The 20,040-nt window shown below is 41.6% G+C and carries 15 protein-coding genes; 6 read left to right on the top strand and 9 right to left on the bottom strand.

The annotated features are described in order from the left end of the window. Nucleotides 1–75: 75 nt before the first annotated feature. Entirely contained in the window at nt 76–645 is a 570-nt protein-coding gene (locus tag BLS16_RS12770; protein WP_092333811.1) for a TetR/AcrR family transcriptional regulator, read from the top strand. Nucleotides 646–720: 75 nt separating this feature from the next. On the opposite strand, the gene polC is transcribed toward BLS16_RS12770, so the two are convergent. Beyond that, the gene (polC, locus tag BLS16_RS12765; RefSeq protein WP_092333809.1) at nt 721–5,055 is read right to left on the bottom strand and encodes a DNA polymerase III subunit alpha; all 4,335 of its coding nucleotides are present in this window, start codon (nt 5,053–5,055) and stop codon (nt 721–723) included. 489 nt (nt 5,056–5,544) lie between these two features. On the opposite strand from polC, the gene BLS16_RS12755 reads away from it, so the two are divergent. Next, nucleotides 5,545–6,621 (top strand): GTP pyrophosphokinase, encoded by a 1,077-nt coding sequence (locus tag BLS16_RS12755; RefSeq protein ID WP_092333805.1) that lies wholly within the window; start codon nt 5,545–5,547, stop codon nt 6,619–6,621. Between the two features lie 17 nt (nt 6,622–6,638). Here BLS16_RS12755 and BLS16_RS12750 read toward each other — a convergent pair whose 3' ends face one another. Beyond that, a complete protein-coding gene (locus BLS16_RS12750) occupies nt 6,639–7,142 on the bottom strand; it encodes a GNAT family N-acetyltransferase (protein WP_092333803.1) in 504 nt (167 codons plus the stop codon). 96 nt (nt 7,143–7,238) lie between these two features. Here BLS16_RS12750 and BLS16_RS12745 point away from each other — a divergent pair, with 96 nt between their 5' ends. Further along, complete coding sequence (locus tag BLS16_RS12745; protein WP_242876278.1) at nt 7,239–7,952, top strand: YjjG family noncanonical pyrimidine nucleotidase; 714 nt, start codon at nt 7,239–7,241, stop codon at nt 7,950–7,952. A 99-nt stretch (nt 7,953–8,051) separates the two neighbouring features. Here BLS16_RS12745 and BLS16_RS12740 read toward each other — a convergent pair whose 3' ends face one another. The 5 genes from BLS16_RS12740 to BLS16_RS12720 all read right to left on the bottom strand — a co-directional run bounded on the left by BLS16_RS12740 (nt 8,052) and on the right by BLS16_RS12720 (nt 13,765). Continuing rightward, nucleotides 8,052–9,098 (bottom strand): vWA domain-containing protein, encoded by a 1,047-nt coding sequence (locus BLS16_RS12740; protein WP_092333799.1) that lies wholly within the window; start codon nt 9,096–9,098, stop codon nt 8,052–8,054. Between the two features lie 371 nt (nt 9,099–9,469). Continuing rightward, the gene (gene hepT, locus BLS16_RS12735) at nt 9,470–9,886 is read right to left on the bottom strand and encodes a type VII toxin-antitoxin system HepT family RNase toxin (protein ID WP_176786162.1); all 417 of its coding nucleotides are present in this window, start codon (nt 9,884–9,886) and stop codon (nt 9,470–9,472) included. Next, nucleotides 9,876–10,301 carry a type VII toxin-antitoxin system MntA family adenylyltransferase antitoxin gene (mntA, locus tag BLS16_RS12730; RefSeq protein WP_092333795.1) on the bottom strand — a complete coding sequence of 142 codons (426 nt, stop codon included), beginning with the start codon at nt 10,299–10,301 and terminating at the stop codon, nt 9,876–9,878. Before mntA ends, hepT begins: the two co-directional genes overlap by 11 nt. Nucleotides 10,302–10,436: 135 nt before the next feature. Then, on the bottom strand, nt 10,437–13,103 hold the full coding sequence (locus BLS16_RS12725) for a PEP/pyruvate-binding domain-containing protein (protein ID WP_092333793.1): 2,667 nt from the start codon (nt 13,101–13,103) through the stop codon (nt 10,437–10,439). A 38-nt stretch (nt 13,104–13,141) separates the two neighbouring features. Further along, nucleotides 13,142–13,765, bottom strand: a complete 624-nt coding sequence (locus BLS16_RS12720; RefSeq protein ID WP_092333791.1) for a TetR/AcrR family transcriptional regulator — start codon at nt 13,763–13,765, stop codon at nt 13,142–13,144. 758 nt (nt 13,766–14,523) lie between these two features. Between BLS16_RS12720 and BLS16_RS12715 the strand changes: the two genes are divergently transcribed. Further along, nucleotides 14,524–15,168, top strand: coding sequence for a flavodoxin family protein (locus BLS16_RS12715; RefSeq protein ID WP_092333973.1), 645 nt, complete (start codon nt 14,524–14,526; stop codon nt 15,166–15,168). 6 nt (nt 15,169–15,174) lie between these two features. Here BLS16_RS12715 and BLS16_RS12710 read toward each other — a convergent pair whose 3' ends face one another. Both BLS16_RS12710 and BLS16_RS12705 read right to left on the bottom strand, forming a co-directional pair. Next, nucleotides 15,175–15,807, bottom strand: a complete 633-nt coding sequence (locus BLS16_RS12710) for a hypothetical protein (RefSeq protein ID WP_092333789.1) — start codon at nt 15,805–15,807, stop codon at nt 15,175–15,177. A 108-nt stretch (nt 15,808–15,915) separates the two neighbouring features. After that, nucleotides 15,916–18,057: an ATP-dependent helicase gene (locus tag BLS16_RS12705; protein WP_092333787.1), complete on the bottom strand. Its 2,142-nt coding sequence runs from the start codon at nt 18,055–18,057 to the stop codon at nt 15,916–15,918. A gap of 255 nt (nt 18,058–18,312) precedes the next feature. On the opposite strand from BLS16_RS12705, the gene BLS16_RS12700 reads away from it, so the two are divergent. Further along, a complete protein-coding gene (locus BLS16_RS12700; RefSeq protein WP_092333785.1) occupies nt 18,313–18,669 on the top strand; it encodes a BlaI/MecI/CopY family transcriptional regulator in 357 nt (118 codons plus the stop codon). A gap of 3 nt (nt 18,670–18,672) precedes the next feature. Next, on the top strand, nt 18,673–19,584 hold the full coding sequence (locus BLS16_RS12695) for a M56 family metallopeptidase (RefSeq protein ID WP_092333783.1): 912 nt from the start codon (nt 18,673–18,675) through the stop codon (nt 19,582–19,584). Nucleotides 19,585–20,040: the final 456 nt, after the last annotated feature.

The raw sequence follows: 20,040 nt of genomic DNA, 5'->3' as shown, positions 1-20,040 counted from the left end.
TAACTGTCTATAATTATCAATGAATAAATTCATTGTTGAATTAGCTTTATTGGAGATAAGCTTACGGAGGACTTAATGGATCGCAGACAAAGGAAAAAACTGCAAGTGCAGAAATCTATTGTTGATGTGGCAATTAAACTGTTCATAGAAAAAGGCGTTGAGGAAACAACTGTTGCTGAAATTATGGAAGGTGCTGATTTTGGTATAGGTACTTTTTATAACTATTTTCAATCTAAAGAAGACATCCTCAAATATGCCCTGGCTCAGAAAATCAGTGAGGTTAAAAGGTCGCTGGAAGAACTGAACCAATCATCGGCTAATCCCCCACAAAAAATCTCTCAGCTTTTATTGATTTTAGGTAAAATATTTGAAGAGAATCAACAATTATTTAAATTATACCGTAACCAGTCACTATCACCAATACAACCGCCCCATGGTCCGGAGTTTAAAGATTTTTTAGTAAATGTTATTCAGGAGGGACAGGAAAATGGAGAATTTAGAGTCACTATTCCAATTGAAATGGTGACAGAGATGTTCATGGGCCTGATCCAATCCGCTATAACCAGCAGTTCACAAATCCCCTTCCAGGAGAACCTTGAATACAAATTAGATTTATTTCTGGAGGGACTAACAGAGAAAAAATAGCACATCTACTTAAACTGTACAAGCCACCGTTGCACTGTGAACGGTGGCTTGTTGTTTTTCTGTTTTAATCACATCTTAAATCACATCAAAAAGACTCATCTGATCACTTTCAGGAATTCCTTTAAAGCAGCCGAATTTCCGCAGTGAATCTATAGTAGCATTCCCAATCTTAGCCCGCTTCTTCACATCTTCGATGGAGTTGAAGGGTTTTTCCCGGGCGGCATTATAGAGACCTTCCGCTGCCACAGTTCCCATGCCGGATATACTGTTGATAGGCGGTCTTATGCCCTCCTCCTCAAGCAGAAATTTTGTGGCATGGGACTTGTACAAATCAATGGGCAGGAATTTAAAGCCTCTTTCATACATTTCCAAAACCAATTCCAAGTCATCGTACATATCCTTATCTTTTGGGGTGGCAGTGTTACCCAGTTCCTCAATCTCTTTCATTTTGCCTTTAACCTTTTCTTTGCCGAAGATCATAAATTCAGCGTCAAAGGCCTTGGCTCGAATGGTGAAGTAGGCTGCGTAATAAGCTTGAGGTATGTGCACCTTAAACCAGGCTATGCGGAAGGCCATCATGACGTAGGCAGCGGCATGGGCTTTAGGGAACATGTATTTGATTTTCCGGCAGGAATCGATATACCATTCCGGTACCTTATGCTCCCTCATCAAGTCTTCATATTCCGCCCATTTTTCAGGGTTGGATAAAGCTTTTCCTTTACGCACCAGCTCCATGATCTTGAACGCCGTATTGGGCGGCAGGCCTTTTTTAATCAAGTACGTCATAATTTCATCCCGAGTACAAACGGCTTCACTTAAGGTCACGGTTCCCGCATCAATTAGGTCCTTAGCATTTCCCAACCAGACATCTGTCCCGTGGGAAAGACCGGATATACAGATTAAATCTTCAAAGGCTTTGGGTCTGGTATCTAAAAGCATTCCTCGGACGAACTTCGTACCAAACTCCGGAATGCCGAAGGTTCCGACCTTGGAATTGATCTGCTCCGGGGTTACCTGTAAGGCTTCTGTGGAGGAGAATATAGACATGGTCTCGGGATCATCCATGGGTATTTTCTGCGGGTCTACGCCGGTGATATCCTGAAGCATTCGGATGACCGTCGGGTCGTCATGCCCTAGAATATCCAGTTTTAAGAGGTTAGAATCAATGGAGTGATAATCGAAATGGGTGGTTATGATATCCGAGTTAGAGTCATCGGCAGGATGCTGGACGGGACAGAATTCAAAAATTTCTCGTCCCTTCGGTACGACGATAATTCCTCCCGGGTGCTGTCCTGATGTTCTTTTGATCCCGGTGCAGCCTTTGGAGACTCGCAGAGTTTCTGCCTTGCTAACGGTACGGTTTTTTTCCTCATAATACTTTTTCACATAGCCGAAGGCTGTTTTTTCGGCGATGGTACCGATGGTTCCGGCCTTAAAGGTTGTACCCTTGCCAAAAATAACCTCGGTATATTTATGGGCCTTGGCCTGATATTCTCCTGAGAAGTTTAAGTCAATATCCGGCTCTTTATCGCCATTGAAGCCTAAGAAGGTCTCAAAGGGGATGTCGATGCCATCTTTGGCCAGCTTTTCACCGCAAACCGGACACTCCTTATCCGGTAAGTCAAAGCCGATTTTAGCCCCATAATCGGAGAAATCCGAATACCGGCAGCCAGGGCAGCGGTAATGGGCCTGCAGGGCATTGACTTCCGTAATACCGGTCATATAGGCAACCACCGAGGAACCCACAGATCCTCGCGAGCCCACCAGATAGCCATCCTCATTAGATTTCCAGACCAGTTTCTGAGCGATGATATACATCACCGAAAAGCCGTTTTTAATGATGGAATCCAGCTCTCTATCCAGCCTTTGCTGAACAATTTCCGGCAAGGGGTCTCCATAGAGGGCATAGGCCTTTTCGTAGGTAATATCCTTAATTGTTTGCTCGCAGCCTTCAATATGAGGCGCGCACTTCTCCGCTGAAATAGGACTGATCTGCTGGCACATATCGGCTATCCGATTGGTGTTGGTTACCACCACCTCATAGGCTTTTGCTCCTCCTAAATAGGAAAACTCCTCCAGCATTTCCTCGGTGGTTTTTAAATATAAGGGGGCCTGATTATCGGCATCTTTAAAGCCTTGACCAGCTTCCAGGATTCGCCGATAGATCTCATCTTCCGGATCCAGGAAGTGAACATCCCCGGTGGCGACGACAGGTTTGTTTAATTTTTCACCCAGAGCCACAATTTTACGGTTGATTTCCTTTAGATAGTCTTTGTCGGGCACCTGCTCGGTTCTGACTAGATAATCATTGTTCCCGAGAGGCTGGATTTCTAAATAATCGTAGGCCTCGGCAATGGCTTCAATTTCCTCGTTGGATTTTCCCAGTAAAATGGCCTGGTAAAGCTCCCCTTCACTGCAGGCACTGCCCAGGATTAAGCCTTCAGAGTATTTTTTAAAGAGGCTCTTTAAGATCCGTGGTTTTTTATAAAAATAATCTAAGTGGGAATAGGAAACCAGCTTATATAAATTCTTTAAGCCCACATAGTCCTTGGCTAAGATGATGGCATGATAGGTTTTAAGCTTCTTATACTCAACGCTCTTGGCGTCTGCATCGGAGCCATAGCGATCAATATCCTCAAGGGTTTCCGCTCCCCGTTGCTTAAGCTTTTCCAGCATAACCTTAAAGACTTTCACCGTGGTATCCACGTCATCCAAGGCCCTGTGAGCTACCTCCACCTTGAAGCCTAGGTTCTTAGCGATTCTGCCTAATTTATAGGTTTTAAAATCAGGAAAGAGCTCCTTGGCCAAGGACAAGGTATCCAAATAGGTGTAATCAAAGCCGTAGCCTAAGACTCTAGCATTATGCTTTAAAAAACCCATATCAAACTCAGCGTTATGAGCAACCAAAACGCTTCCTTCAATAAATTCCAGCAGTTTAGGAAAGACCTGGTCTATGGTATCGGCATCTTTTACCATATCATCCGTGATGTTGGTAACCTCTACAACCCTTGCTGGAATCGGCTTTTCCGGATTAACAAAACAGCTGAACTCGTCGATGACCTTGCCATCTTGGAGTTTCATGATTCCTATTTCAGTAATTTTTTCCGTTACTGCTGAGAAACCGGTGGTTTCCAAGTCCAACACGCAATAGGTAGTATCAAGGCTCTGGCCTTTGGCGTTGGTTAGGGAGGACTTTTTATCCGGGGCCAAATAAGCTTCCACACCATAGATAACCTTCATGTTCGGATTATCTCGACCTAAGAACTTATGAGCCTCGGGAAATGACTGTACTACGCCATGATCCGTAATGGCAATAGATTTCATCCCCCAACTCATAGCTCTTTTAATCAGATCGGTAGCACTGGTCATAGCATCCATCTGACTCATCTGGGTATGCATATGCAACTCGACCCGCTTCTCCTCTGCTCTATCCAGCCGCTGAGCCTTCTTCCTGCCTGCTGTTTCTACGATGGTATTGGCAATCAGTTCAATTTCCCCGGAAAACTGGCTAAAGCCGGCATTTCCGGCCAGCTTGACTCCCTTGGCCTTTTTCAGCCGGGATACTATCTCACCATCTTCACCGGGCTTGATGAAGGCCTTACAGGTCATGGAACTTGAGCCGTCATATAAATCAAAGGAAATTAAAGTTTTGCCGCTTCTTAATTCCTTGGCTTCAATATTGGATAGCTCACCCTGGATAGCTACCCTGCCTTCATCCGGTGTGATGTCCGTAATTTTAATGACCGTGTCCTTGATAGTCGAGTTTCTGCCTAAGATCAAGGAAGGATCGCCTTTTTTTCCGTCGTCCCCTTTAGCTTCCGGCTTTATTGGCGTAGCTTCCATAGGGGATTCAGTGGCTGGCGTAGCAGCAACTTGCCTTTGAAGAAGCATAGTCTCATTTGCTTCGGTAGCTTCTTGTAATCTTTTTAATTCTTCACTGTTTACATCATCGATAAAATTAATTTGATAGGCAGCCCCGTAGAGGTTTCTGATGGCCTCCTGAATTTTTTTATCATAACCTCTGGCTTTTAATAGATAGGAAACTGCCGTTTTAAATGTAAATTTGATCCCATGATTTTCAGCGATTTCATAGTCACAACTTCTGAGCGCTCCATTTAAGATGGGATGCTTATTCGCCAACACTGACAAAATATGTTTGAGTTCCTCTTCTAAGGGTTTTCTCTGGGTTCCCTCAGGGTAAACTACCGTGATGATTGAATCGTCTAAGGCTAATCGTTCTCTGATAAACCGATTGAGGGCTTCAATTTCTCTTGTTTCAATATATTTATCAGAGCTGATTTTCATCTCCAAGGTTTTCGTACTTTTAGTTAAGACCACTGCTTGTACAATAGCAGTATTAAGGTTACCCTGAGCTTCATAATCACTAAAAATTTCATTTATATGTTTCATGTACTTTGTCAGTCTCTCCTAAAATTTTTTGAAGGCTGTAGCCATGGAAGGCAAAAACCAGTATTAATTTCTGCCGTATCTAATCTTATCATTAATGACCTTCCTCTGAAAAGGTAAATTTGTCCGGGATCTTTACCAAAGGAAATAAAACAAAGCCCATAGTATAATAGCCAAAGGAAATATGCACAATGGTTATGATAAGAAAACTCTTGAGGCTAAAATATGCAAAAAAGCTTACGTATTGACAGAAAGGCTCATAAGTCCGTGGGCACATGGGTTAGATTCATTATATTTTTCGCTTTCTTACGTGATATTTTATATGGTTATATTGGGTTTTCTTCATCATCGAAAGATATATATTCGACTTTAGAAGGTCATTTCAGTGTATTTTTATATCGAGGCCAAAAATATCCGTTAATGTGATAACATAATAGCAAAGAAACTAAATAATAGCTAAAAGAAACTAAAGCAGCCGAAGGGAAATATAAGATGACCAATCAAAATTCAGCCGACATCATTGCAAAATTTGATCAAGTTTATCCAGTATATTCCGATTTTACAAATGTCACCGAAAACTTGTTAAAAGGAATACTTCAGCTTAAAGGTATCAACGTTCACTCCATCACTTCCCGGGTAAAAAGCCGAGAAAGCTTAAAGAGAAAGGTCCATCGGGAAGATGATAAATACACAAAGCTAGAGGACATCACTGATCTAGCCGGGATTCGGATTATCACCTATTTTGCTGACCAAGTGGATCTTATCGCCAGTTTCGTGGAGGAGGAATTTGAAGTAGATCGTTCAAATTCTGTGGACAAGCGGGAATTGATTGACCCTGAGAAATTTGGCTATCTATCCCTTCACTATGTGGTCAAACTCCCCTCCTTTAGACTCCAGCTTATTGAGTACCAACGCTTCAACGATTGCAAGTTGGAAATTCAAGTCCGCTCCATTCTTCAACATACCTGGGCTGAAATCGAACATGACTTAGGGTATAAAAATGAACACGCCGTGCCCCGGGAAATCCGGAGAAGCTTCTCGCGACTAGCCGGATTGCTGGAGTTAGCAGATGAAGAGTTTATCAAGATTCGTTCCAACCTCGCTAATTACGAGGCCGAAGTTGAAGCTCAAATTGAGAAGACCCCCACCACGGTGCTTATCAATCAGGCATCGCTAAAAACCTATGTTCTTAAATCTCAACACATCCGTGAACTCGACCAGAAGATTAGCCATATCGTTAACGCTGATTTGGAATTAAAGGATCGTTTTTTTGGCTATCTGACAACGGTCTTTAGTTACCTGGGAGTAAAAACCATTGGGGAACTCGATGAAATCGTTCAAGACATCGGAGATGATCTCTTAAATTTCCCTCGCAATGGACTCAAAAACAAACAAGGGGAGAAGATCAATTGGGGTACCTCTTTATTCTACTTAGCTTATGCCATTGTCGGCCGAAGAGGTTCCCCGAAGCAAGTAGCTGATTATCTTGAGCACTTCAAAATCGAGACGCCTGAAAGCCGGCAAGAGCTTATTCAACAAATCCTGGCGGCCTATTCTTCAAAATCTTGAAGAAAGGTCCTATGAGGTCATTTACTCTCAACTGCCTTTTCCATGAAACATACTGTAAAGGGTAAATGCTCATATTTCTTCAACCCAGTCTCTCTGAAACCATATATTTCATACCAATCTTTCAGAACTGAATTCTCATCTATAATACCTATAGATACTTTTTTTGCCCCTTGAGCTTTTGCATAATTAAAGACAAAATCCATTAAAAGTTTACCATACCCTTTATGCCTATAATCCGGCAACACAGCTAATCTTTCTAAGTAGCAACTATCATCAGCCTTTTCAACGGCAACGAATCCGATTTGATTGTTTTTTTCAAACAAACCAAACATAGCGATCCCCTTATTTTTCATCGTCATAAGGTTTTCTAAGTTTATGAATGCAGGATTTGAAGGACAATTTTCTTCAGTTAGCTTAAACTCTCTCGCAACTGTAGTGAATGAATCCTTGATAACATTTAGGCTACATACCAAACTAGCCTCGTCCATGATTTCATTAATACTAATTTTCTCAAGAGTCATATGATATCACCTTTCTATTTAGCCGATATTGGCTGCACAATGCCAATGAGCTTCTCTCTACATCTAGTATACATAGAGTTTCAGATAATTTATATTATGGGGAGTGAAAAAATGGGTTATAAAATATTGCTATTTGATTTAGATGATACATTGCTAGATTTCACTGCTAACGAAATTGATTCGTTAAACAAATTGTTTCATCAACATGGATATACTTTTTCGGATGAGCTGTTTGGAGTATACAATTCCGTCAACAAACAACTGTGGACTGATTATGAAAATGGAACTATTGCCTTAGATGAAGTATTAAATTCAAGGTTTTCAGAAACCATGTTGAAATTGGGCAAAACTGTGGATGGTATAGAATGGGAAAATCAATATCGAGAACTTTTAGGCAATGGGCATCAACTGATGGACGGAGCTTTAGAATTGTGTCAGAGTTTATCTGTGTCCCATAGACTGTTTGTCATTACAAATGGAATAACAAAAACTCAGATAAAGCGTTTGAAGCATGCGGGACTAGATAGGTTTTTTGAAGACATCTTTGATTCTCAAAGCATTGGATTCCAAAAGCCGTCAAAAGAATTCTTTGATTATGTAATTGGTCATATAAAGGATTTTGAAATCAGGGAAGCGCTTATTATCGGGGATTCCTTAAATACTGATATTAAAGGTGGCCTTCAGTCAGGAATAGATACCTGTTGGATCAATAGCAAATCGCAAAAATCCTCTGCGGAAATTCATAGTACCTATACGATCACAAGTTTAGCGGACTTATGTGATATTTGCGGCCTTGAGCAGAATGCGTAGTGATTGAACGGACTGCTCCAAAATGGAAACGTTTCCGATTTTGGGGCAGCATGGGCTGTATAAAATGTTTAGCTAACCGCACTCTGCCCCGAACGCCTCCTAAAGGGGTTGCTCATCCTTAGTCATTAACACCCATCCTATAGCCAGGATAATGAACAAACTAAGGATCATGGGAATCAGGATCACCATAACTCCATAATAGCTCGTTCGTAAATTTTGCTGGTTATTAAGCTCCGTTGTATTTTCCGCAGCTGGAGTGGCAGTGAATTTAACCGTTTGCTCGATTTCCCCCTGACTCCCTGGCAAGGATACAGTAAGGTTAGCCTGCAGGTTTAGGGGTTTAAAATTATCACAGCGCAGCATAAGGATACTGCTCTTCTCCTGGGAAGCTTTGAACTGAGCGAAGAGCTTATTTCCACTCATGCTAACAAAGGATTGTCCACCCGTCCTCTCACCGATTTGATCAGCTGCGTTCTTAAAATCCTCATCTACAGTGGCTTGCTGGCTTAGAATTAAGGAATAAACAGGCAATCTGTCGACATCCAGGTAGCTTTTCAAGTCATCACAACTGAGACAGTCTCCTTCAACCCCGCCGTCGGTTATCAGTATAATAATCCGCCGGGAAGGGATGTCTGGGGCTGCCCTCCCTCGGTCATAAGCTTCTCGAATCCCCGAATATAAATAGGTTCCTGCAGTGGCATCCAAAGATAAAGCATTTTGAAGGTTTCTACTTACCTGATCTGAAGAATCATTGCTCATAAAATCCTTGCCCTGTTGCAATTTGTTGCTCACACTAAAAACAGCCATTTTGTCCTCTGAGCTGACAAAGCCATATAATTCTTCCAATATACTCTGAACTTCACTTATAGAGTTTTGCATTGATGCCGATGTATCGACTAGAACTAGGTAGGCCGTATTTTCAGCAACTTTGTTTCCGTTCTTAACAGACTGAATGTCTGTTATTTGGACTGGAGTATCATTGATTTTTATGTTCAAATTCTTTTTAAGTTTGCTGTTATCCAGATTAACGTTTTCTAATTCCACAAATAATTTTAGATTCGGTAAGTTCGACTCTACTTGAGTAATTCTCAGTTTTGAATCACCATCTGCCCTGCTGACGTCGACAAGCACCAGGATTGTCAGCATTAACAGCACTAGGCCACAAAGGGTTCTTCCTTTTACAGTCCCAATTGAGCTCCTCCCCTCAAGCTAAATGACATTGTTATACTATGCTTTGGAGGAGTATATTTAGATTAACAAATACTGTCATAACGATATATAAAGAGAAACTATAGTCCCTTGAGAATCTTGGTGAAACAGTAAGGTTGAAGGAACTTAAATAAACCTTTGATTGTAAAAAAACTAGCCCTATCCTAAAGGTAAGGCTAGTTTTTTTTTGCAATCAAAGACTGTGGGAGAATTAAGTGAAGCTTTACTAAAAAGCGGATCGGGAAAATAAGTAAAGGCAAGACGTTCACTCCAAAAAGTTAGCTGTCTTGTACCCCCTAAAAGCTCAATTAAAAAAATTTGCTCATTACAGCTTGAATAAAATCTTTTATATCATCAAGATTTTCCTGTAGAATCCGATAAATCTCAGAGTCATCAACTTCTTGGTATAAATGCACAATTCGATTACGAAACTTGACCATTTGCACAATCGAGAGTTCTTTATCCTTATCCAAGACCCCATGCTTTATTAAGAGTTTGACCGCCTCAGCTGATGTGCCGGGGATTCCCCAGCGTTCTCTGGCTATAACATGATTAGAAATATCGATTAGAGCCTCAATACAAACTTGGAGGTTGTACTTTGCTGAATCAACTGATTGAAAGCTTGCTAGAAAATCATGTCTTTCCAGATGTTTCAATGTCTCTAAATTATGCAGCTTTAGATCTATAAAAGAGAGTTTTCGCTGTAATATATCCTTATCGACCACGGCTATATTCCTCCTTAAGAGCTTGCTCGTAATCACGAGAGAATATAGCATACTTTACAGCATAGTCTGGATAAGCCTTTATGACTTGTTCAATAAAATTGCTATGGTTTAGATAATCCCCTTCGTACAAAAGCACACCTTCATGAAGAGCGCGGAATTGTAAAGCGATGGGAGCACGATTCAGATTTACCAAATCTATTTGATCATGACCAATATGGAGACTTAATGCGTAATCAAGCTCCAATTCTTCTGAAAGTGTAACTGATCGATTAAAAACGACTCCTAAATCAATATCGCTTTGTGGATGTTCAAATTCTGTCCCATATGATCCAAATAGATAAATGGCTGCTATTTCATTTCGATCCTGGAGAAATTCTTGCCAGGATTTCAACTCTGTCATGGGTATCTTTCGCATAGGCGACCCTCCCTTGTCCCATTATATCACGCTAAATGAGTCGGAAGAAGGCTTATGGTAATATTTTCTAAATTCAACCAGGATGTAGATTACGTGCTTAAGCTAGTAATAAAGAACTATTCAGATCTCTTCCTTCTAACCTTTTAGGAATACTTTCCCTTCATCCCCATCGACATCAACTTTCCAGCCCTCTTGAATGACTCGCATGACACCGGGTATATTCACCACAGCGGGAATCCCATATTCTCTGGCCACGATGGCACCGTGGGACAGGAAACCTCCGGTTTCCATAATTACAGCACTAGCTTTTAAAAACAACGGCGTCCAACCGGGATCGGTGGATGGTGCTACCATAACATCTCCCGGCAGCAGCCTGTTTCCTTCAGCCGGATGGCTGATCACTCGAGCTTTACCCGAGGCTTTTCCAGCGGCAACAGGCACACCTGTCAGGAAATTACCGGCAGACCGAGGAGAGGGTTCAGTATACTTAGGAGTATCCCCCATAATAATGTCCGGTGGTGCAATAGACTCCATTTCTTTCATAAAGACTTTTCTTTTAGTAATTAATGCCTTGAGCCCGACACCATTCCATTGACCGTTCAATATAGAAACCAGTTCAGGCCAGGTACAGAAGTAAATATCGGCCTCTTCTTCGATGACAGCCCTTTGACAAAAACGGAAACCTAATTCTTGGGCTATTTTCCGGTATACCTCCATCATCACTGCCAGTACCGATTTAGTCTTTTCCCGCACGGCAGCCCCTTCCTGGGCCTTACTGATCAGTTTTTTAATTGAGGAATGCTTGTTGGATGGCACTATGGTCTGTATTTCCTGCCAAGCTTGATCAAATTTTTCTTTTTGCTTTACCTTCAATTGCCTAAGATCAGCAGTATGGATAGTGCTGCGTATGATGTTTAGCAAATAGGAAGGGTCTTCATTCCATCTGGGGTTAATGATATCCAGCTCGTAAACTCCCCGATGCCCGTATTCTTTGATAAATTCACGGAAAGCTTGTTTAAAGGTCGATCCTTCAGGTAATCCTTCCCAATCAAGGGAGTCAAAGGCTGAGCCATCGAAATATTTAACCGCGTCATTGTCTCGACTGGCAATTTCGGCCAGCTCCACAAGTCTGTAACCGTGATCAGCACTGGTTATCCCCGCCGCTCCCCCGACCATTAAAGCATTTAAAACCATTGGGGCCCTTTCGCCGAAATATTTGGTTAGAATTTTCATTAATCCCCCAATGGGTATAGAAGCTGCTCCACTTAAAAACGAGAATTGCCCTGTGAATTCTATGGAAATCTTATTAAGTTCGTTATACCGTTGAATTAAATCCTTATCTTGTAAATGGCTAAACCCTTTTTGAGTTAAATTCTCAAAAGAGTGCAAGAACCGGGCATGAGTTTCCGGGGCTTTTTTTGCCGCTCGGTTAATCAAAATGACACTTCTTATTCCGCGCCATAACCGTTTTATACCGCTTAGCCCTTTATAGGGTTTAGGATCCTTTAACTCAATTTCGGGCTGATGGCCACCCCAACCAATATTAAATTCCCGGGGCAATGCACCCATCGCATCATACATAGCCCATTGCAGAGCTGATAGATTACAATACAGCCGGCCATTGAAAAACCTGGAGAACTGTAAACCATCCGGCAGGCTGTAACCAATTTCAATGTAATTTGATTTAAGAATTTTATCGATGGTAGTAATCGTTAAACGTCGGATGAGTGGTGACAGAACCATTGGAACTGCATCCCTGTAGTTTCCGTTGGACCAAATATCAGGTTGGTTCTTTAAGGCAGCAAAGGTTCTCCTGGGTAAGGCAGTTACCGGTCTGGACTGGACGAGAATAAAATCTCGACCGTCAAAAACCCATTCCACATCCTGGTGCTGGTCACAATCTCCCAGCGCTTCGAAAACCCTTAAAAGAAGTAAGCCCAGCTTTTCAATGTTCTCTTCTGACAACACCTGCTTGTCAGATAACTCAGGGGTCCTGACAAACTGAGTTCCCCCATCCTGATTGAGACAGGTTAATCCCTCCTTTCTCCCGGTTTTGCGCTCAATTAGATGAGGTACTGAGTTCCATGGACTGGCATCCAGATAATAGGTGTCTGGCTCTACACTGCCTGTGACAATCGTTTCGCCCAGGCCAAAGTTTGCGTTAATAACTACAATGTTTTGGCGACCGGTCTGGGGATCGCAGGTAAAACCTACCCCTGCAGCTTGAGCTTCCACCATCTCCATCACTACTACACCAGTGATTACCTCGTCATCCCTGATACGTAATTTCCGGCGGTAGGCAATAGCTCGGTTAGACCAGAGGGAGGCATAACACTCTTTCACCGACTTAAATATATCTAACCCCCGGACATTGAGAAAGGATTCGTGGATACCCGCAAAGGAAGCCTTTGCCGAATCTTCCGCTGAAGCCGATGATCTGACAGCCACTGATCTTTCCAGTATACCTAGAGCATCAAGCTTAGCTTTTAATTCTTCCACGATTAGAGGGGGAATAGTTCCAGCTTTGATTTTAGACCTTAATTGATTCAAACTATCTTGATGATTAGTTTCATCAAGATTTTCCCCGGTAACTGTCTGGGTAATGTTATTAACCATATCCTGTAAGCAGTTGTACTTGATAAACTCCTGGTAGGCGCAGGTAGAAAGAACCCCTCCGCTGGGAATTTTAAAACCATACTGAGCTAATCTCCCCAAATTCCAGCCCTTGCCCCCAGCCACTTGTACTCCGGATTGAACAGCTTCATCCCAGGTTAAAAAGTACTTTGCTGTACATACTGTCACATAAAACACCCCTTGCTAAATACTCCTCACGCCGATTTCTATTTTTTAGCACCTTTCCCAATGGCTCCATTCAGAAATAGGTCAACCATCAAAGACATTTCTTTGCGAAGTTCTAACCTAGCCGGATCATTTAACCAATCCATGACCACGGCTCCCCGAAGCATATTTAATTGTTTGACTAGGAGTTTCGCTTGAATATCCTGCCGGATTTCACCCGCCTGCTGGCCCAGCCTAATAATCTCAGCAATAAGGCTTTGAGTACCTCCACCGCTATACCCTTCACCTTGAAACATATTTTTTAATCGATAGCCCATTGCAATCCCGATGATTTCCGGGTTAATTTCCACCTGTTCATATACTTTGTCGAGTGTCTCCAGTAAACGTGACCTTGTATCAGGCAGGTCCTGCAATTTATTAAAGGTTTCTTGTGTAAACTCCCAGGAAAGGCTTCTGACATATTCGTCAACAATAGCCTCTTTGACGGGAAAGTGATTATATAGTGTTTTTCTAGCAACGTCAGCTTCTTCCGCTATTTGTTCCATGGTAGTATTGTCAAACCCCTGGCGCTGAATCAAATCCATGGCTGCTCTAATAATTTTCTGCCGTGTTTCCTTTTTCTTGCGCTCTATCCTGCCTTCCACCAGCACATCCCTTGGTTCCATTATTACGCCTCCTATGTGTTGTTCTTTTACAGTCCAAGAATTATGGGAAGATCCGTCACTATTACACTAGTTGTAAAATTACACATTGTGTATTTGCTTAATTATCTCTATTAACTACTCGTGTGTCAATACCTTTTTTAATCCTCTCCACATGTTGATCATACTGTAGCACCAAGACATTCTCATCGCTAGAGATCCTATCCTTAAAGCCGATACTTTAATACCCTTAGTATTCTATAACTTGCCAAGGGTGTTTTTTCACTGGAACTGCCTGATACCTATATAAAGCGATAAGCACGTTGAATTGTTGTTAGGCTATCAACGTGCTTATCGCTTTATATAAGTCGTTTATACTATTTAATAGAAGCTTTTGAGTGAACTTTTTTGAAATGTTACTTCAGAGAAATTGACTATTTTCACGTAGTCGATATACATAGTCTGGCGCTTTCGCCTATTCTGAGATAACTATGGTAAGGTGCCTTATTTTTTAAACATAAGCCTAACTTCAACGATTTCAGGTCTTGTGCCAATTCTTAAAGATGGCCCCCAAGTTCCATAACCGGAGGAGAATCTGGCTTTGGAAAGCAATAGTTAGGATAGGTCTTTTTTCTCTGCACTTAGCTAATGTGTTAACTAAATTAATACATAGGCACAAAAATGTGCGTACTTGTTTAATTCTTCCTGAACATTATAATGAATATGTCATTGAACAAATCAAAAATAAGTAAGTTATAGGAGATAGGAGACGATTTTTAATGATAAAAGTACTTTCTGTTAATGGCAGTCCGCGAAAGAATTGGAATACCGATACGTTGTTGCAAAAAGCCCTTGAAGGGGCTAAATCTGTGGGAGCGCAAACAGAAGCCCTTCATTTATATGACTTGAATTTTAAAGGTTGTACCAGCTGCTTTGCCTGTAAAAGGAAGAACTCGAAGTTCGTCGGACACTGTGCAATGAAAGATGACCTGACTGCGGTTCTAGAAAAAGTTGAGCAATCTGATGTTCTCTTGTTAGGGTCACCTATCTATTTTGGCAATGTAACCGGTTTAATGCGTTCTTTTTTAGAACGTTTGTTATTCTCCAACCTTTCCTATAATGAAGGTCATCGTTCTGTTTTCCCTGGGAAATTATCCTCTGGTTTCATTTATACCATGAATGTTCCCAAGGAGTATATTCAACAAGTTAACTACGAAGCTTTATTTCAACAAAACAAAACTGTGCTGCAACTACTTAATGGAACCTCTGAATTTATGATTTCCGCGGATACCTATCAGTTTGAAGATTACTCCAAGTATGAAGCATCCATGTTCGACCTAAAACACAAGTCCCAGATCAAAGCTGAGCAGTTCCCCATCGATTGTCAAAACGCCTTTGACATGGGGGTTCGACTTGCAAGCCTTTAAACGACTTTACTTTGAGTAAAATCTCCCTTTTACCAAATATACGTAATCATTTTGGTATAACTCTTGATCATCAAAAGTTAGATCAGTAAAAATTTCGTCAGGTATTAGCGCAGAACTATTACCACCATCGACAACTCTAACTGCCAATAAAAATTCAGCGTCAGAATCACAAAGGATTGAACTGACATTCTTTTTATTGGTAGTAACACTCTGCTCCATGATAGGTTTCTCTTTTAGCAAGCTACTACCGTTAATTGTAATTCTTGTCTTGTTATCTATATCTTCAAACCTGCATAAAATACTCCCGTCCTTAGCTGCCCCTTCATTGATACTTAAAAGTTTACTGGTTTTTTGGCCTTTCTCATAGTATTCGATCCATACTTCTAGCCAATTGTATTCTTTAGGAATCCCATTGTACTCGAAGTAAAAAATATCATTTAGACTTGCACCAATTCCACTGATAATCTTTTTCTGGGAATCATCAAATTCTATGACTTTGATGATTCCTTTTTCTTGGGAGTTATCAGCGTTTAGAGCTACATCAGTTAATCCATTTGTAGTGTGTTCAGTTTTAGAACACCCTGTTGTTATAAGACTAATAATGCAAATAGTCAATAATACTTTTAAACTCTTACTCATTTCATTTTATCCCCCCGTCTTAAAATACCAAGAGCTGAGGATGTTCCTGTAGTTGAATCGATGGAATCTTAGAAATCAAAGTTAAAAAATGATTGGAGTTGCTCCAAATTAAACAGCCCAAATCAGCCTCTGCTTGGCACAGATATCTTTCATGAAGGAACGCTGTGAACTGTCCTTAAAACGAACGACAATCATATCTCCTTCATCCTTAAGAATAACTCCTTCTCCAAATGATTTATGCTGTACAACCAGCCCGGGGACTAAATCACTCAGCGGGGTTGATACTTGAGAGATCACCTCTTGAGGCTTTTTACCTTGCAGCACAAGGCTGACCTCGCCAAGGAAGCGAGAGGCTTTCACCCGTTTCTGATAATAGTAATTCAGAGAACATAAGGTTAACTCTCGTTTGGCCCTAGTCATGCCTACATAAAAAAGTCGTCTTTCCTCCTCTAACAATTCCTTCTTCCCATCTTGATCATCCTTGATTGTCTCCCATTCAGGAATGATCCCTTCGACAAGATCAATTAGGTAGACCTGATCCCATTCTAAGCCCTTGGCTGAATGGATGGTTGAAAGGGTAACAACATTTTTGTGCTTATTTTTATAGGAAGTCACCATTTGCTTGTCAAGATGGGTTAATCGATTGGCAAACTCCACAATCGTGGGTTCCTTCTGAGCAATTGAACTCAGAACATCCAAGAGGCTTACCACATAGTCTTCAGAAAAGCCTAGGGACTCACACATCCGCCTCATCGCTTTATCATAATCAAGTTGCTTTCGGATATAGGGGATGGCCTTCGCGGGTGAAAGAGTATTAAGCTCCTTAAACCACTTTTTGAGGTCTAAATACTCTGTTTTTCCCTTAGTGGTCACTCCCGGTTGTTCAGCCAAAATTTCAAAGATTGAATGATCGATTGGCATTTGCCTTAGTAAATCAAGATGTTGCTTGCGGATTGGACAACTTAACTTTGACCAAATTCGCTCCAAGACGGGCAAGCTTTTATCGTTAAATGAGAAGCGAAGGAAATTTAACATATCGTTAATGGCCCAGTGGGAGAAAAACCTCTGTTTGCCCGACTCACGCATATAAAAGGGAATATTTGCACGATCCAGCTCATCGGCCAAAGAAATGGCGGATAAATTATTTCGATACAAAATCCCTACCTGGGCTAAATCCTTTTGACTCTGGAGTTTCCGGATAATAAATTGATATTGCTCTCCAACACCTTCAAATTGTTGGCTCTGAAGGACGCCCCCTTTTGGATTCTTAGTAAACATGGTTTTATCAAACCGCAGCTTATTGGAACGAATAAAACCGCGGGCTACGGCAACAATCTGGGGAGTCGAGCGAAAGTTCTGCTCCATGCGCAGAATCTTTACTCCGGGGTACGTCTGTTCAAACTCTAATAGGTACTTTGGCTCCGCAGCGCGAAAGCCGAAAATTGATTGATCATCATCCCCCACGACAAAAATATTGTTCTGGGGCTTAGCTACTCTTTCGATGATTTTGTGCTGAAGAAGGGATGTATCTTGGCTCTCATCCGTAAGAATATAGTCAAAGCGTTTTCGATAATACTCTAAGCAGGCCGGGTTTTCATCTAACTCTTGAAAGGCAAGGGAAAGCATATCGTCATAATCAATGAGACGTGGGCGGCTGCTTTGTTTATAGTTCTCATAATCCTTATATATTAGAGAGAAATTTTTAATGTCACAATTTTCAAGTTCTTCGGGTTTGCTTAACGTATTTTTTACATAACAAATGGAATTCTGCAACCCTTCCAGCTGCTCATCGGTAATTGAGGAAGCATTATGCTTTTCGTAGATTCTACGCAGAACTCCCGTCTTGCTTTCAGCCCCGGTTTGTTCCTCAATAATTTCAAATCTGGTACCTCTTTGTCGAAAAGCGGTTCGAACCACCTCATAAGCGAAGCTGTGAATGGTAGAAAATTGAATCTCTCCACAGCCTTCAGTTTGACCCCTTACTATTGCCCCAAAATTCTCAACAAACCGTTCTCGCATTTCCTTGGCTGCAGCTCGTCCAAAGGTTAGACAAAGAATCCTTCGAGGATCTATGTTTTTCACAAGAATCAAATAGGCTAAACGAACAGTGAGAACTGTCGTCTTCCCGGCACCGGGAACCGCTAAAAGTAAAAGAGGGCCCTGGTTATGAACCACAGCCCGTTTTTGCTGTTCTGTTAAATCAAAACCTTTGGCCTTGATTTCTTCAAAGAAATCCTTTTCGCTTATCACCGTAAATCTCCCACTATGTATTTCTAACACCTGTCCTACTATTTTGACTTGATTGCTGCCTCAAAATCGAATTCCTAGTATCAAGAATTCCATGTAATAAGGCCGTATAGTTTATTGTATAGTGGCTAGTCAATCATAGCAAGGAGAATAAGAGGGAAGTTTCTAAACAATTTCAGACTATTAAATAGTCTTTACATTATCAGACTATTCGAGTAGTATAAAGGCATACTACTTAGATAATCTGGAGGTTTAACTTTGGAAACAGTAAAATTATTTGATAGTGAACTAAAAATTATGGACATTGTATGGGATAAGGAGCCTGTATCGGCAAAGGAAATCACCCTTATCGCCGCCGAAACCATCGGCTGGAATAAGAACACATCCTATACGATTATCAAAAAACTTATTGAGAAAAAAGCCCTTGAACGGACTGAACCGAACTTTATCTGCACTTCCCTAGTAAAAAAAGAAGCTGTACAGAAGGCTGAAACTCAAAGCCTGATCGACAAGTTGTATAATGGCTCTAAAAAGGCCTTTTTCGCTTCATTTATTGAAAACGATATTTCCGAAGAGGAACTTGAGGCATTAAAAAAGCTCCTGCAAAAGAGGTAGTCTATGCTATCTGAACTATTCTACTGGGTACTTAATATGAGTATTATCGGCAGTATTACCGGATTGGTCGTTTTGTCTCTGCGTAAGCTCAAAGCTCTGCCACGTTTTGCGATATATGTCTTATGGCTTCTTCCGTTAATCAGGTTCTGGCTTCCTTTTGGAATTGCTAATGAATACAGCCTGCTAAGCCTAATTTCAAAATTCACCACCAAAACAGTGGTCGTCTGGAAAGAACTTCCCCAGATCACAACCACCAACAGTATAATGGGGGCAAAAGGCTATTTTCCTATTGAATATAAAACCGACCTGCTTGCAAATGTGTTCAAAGTCGCATCGGTGGTTTGGGTTACAGTTTGCTGTGCTGCCATTCTGACTTCGGTGTTGTTATACTTCTTTACAAAATCTGAGTTTAAGACAATGAAGCTTATTAGAGACAATATCTATGAATCAGATAAAATTGCTGCTCCGGCTGTATATGGTGTTATTCATCCGAAAATTATTATTCCTACTGAGATAGCTGATGGGGATATAGATTATATCATCCTGCACGAACAGGTGCATATTGAACGCAGAGACAATCTGTTTCGGGTGATAGCCGTGATAACCGCCTGCGTTCATTGGTTCAATCCACTATCCTGGATCTTTCTAAAGTATTTTTTTGTTGATATGGAGCTGGCGTGTGATGCAAAGGTATTAAAAAGCCTGAATGAAACTCAGACAAAGGAGTATGCTCTCATCATTCTTACCTGTGCCTCTGGCAAAGCTTTCTTCGCGTCGGCATTTGGGGGAGCAAAAACAAAGGTGCGAATTGAAACTATTTTGTCCTATAAAAGGCTCACTCTCTTATCCTCCCTCTGCTTTGCTCTATTGGTGATGGCCATTGCGGTCACCATCATCACGAATGCGACTGTATAGGAGAACCACAAAGAATCACTTCGTCACGAAGGGGGGCCTTTCGCTACATTGCGTCACGGGACGCATACTCCTGCAGTGTGTTCCCGAAGGGGTGGAACCCCGACTCCCCAAATTCGCCCACGTGGGCGAATTTAAGACACCCCAGATGAGGTGGAAGGATGACACATAAAAAAAGACCACCTCATTCAGAGATGGTCTTTCTTTGTGTGTTACCTGGCGATACGAAAGGCGGATGAGCCTTTCGCCACACTGCGTCCCGTGACGCAAACTCCTGCAGTGTGGATCCTACTTTCCCAGGGGCTATGCCCCAAGTATCATCGGCCCTGGAACGAAAGGCGGACGAGCCTTTCGCCACATTGAGACTCGTGACGCATACTCCTGCAATGTGGATTCTTAACTTCCGTGTTCGTGTATACGAAAAGCACGATAGTGTCCGGTGGACAGTATCGCCGAGCC

The organism is Desulfosporosinus hippei DSM 8344 (assembly GCF_900100785.1).
GTDB classification, from domain to species: domain Bacteria; phylum Bacillota; class Desulfitobacteriia; order Desulfitobacteriales; family Desulfitobacteriaceae; genus Desulfosporosinus; species Desulfosporosinus hippei.
This window is presented reverse-complemented; position numbering and strand designations above follow the sequence as displayed.

Coding starts and splice junctions, on each gene's coding strand:
- BLS16_RS12770 (WP_092333811.1), top strand. CDS start 76: ATGGATCGCAGACAAAGGAAAAAACTGCAAGTGCAGAAATCTATTGTT.
- polC (WP_092333809.1), bottom strand. CDS start 5,055: ATGAAACATATAAATGAAATTTTTAGTGATTATGAAGCTCAGGGTAAC.
- BLS16_RS12755 (WP_092333805.1), top strand. CDS start 5,545: ATGACCAATCAAAATTCAGCCGACATCATTGCAAAATTTGATCAAGTT.
- BLS16_RS12750 (WP_092333803.1), bottom strand. CDS start 7,142: ATGACTCTTGAGAAAATTAGTATTAATGAAATCATGGACGAGGCTAGT.
- BLS16_RS12745 (WP_242876278.1), top strand. CDS start 7,239: ATGGGGAGTGAAAAAATGGGTTATAAAATATTGCTATTTGATTTAGAT.
- BLS16_RS12740 (WP_092333799.1), bottom strand. CDS start 9,098: ATGCTGACAATCCTGGTGCTTGTCGACGTCAGCAGGGCAGATGGTGAT.
- mntA (WP_092333795.1), bottom strand. CDS start 10,301: ATGCGAAAGATACCCATGACAGAGTTGAAATCCTGGCAAGAATTTCTC.
- BLS16_RS12720 (WP_092333791.1), bottom strand. CDS start 13,765: ATGGAACCAAGGGATGTGCTGGTGGAAGGCAGGATAGAGCGCAAGAAA.
- BLS16_RS12710 (WP_092333789.1), bottom strand. CDS start 15,807: ATGAGTAAGAGTTTAAAAGTATTATTGACTATTTGCATTATTAGTCTT.
- BLS16_RS12695 (WP_092333783.1), top strand. CDS start 18,673: ATGCTATCTGAACTATTCTACTGGGTACTTAATATGAGTATTATCGGC.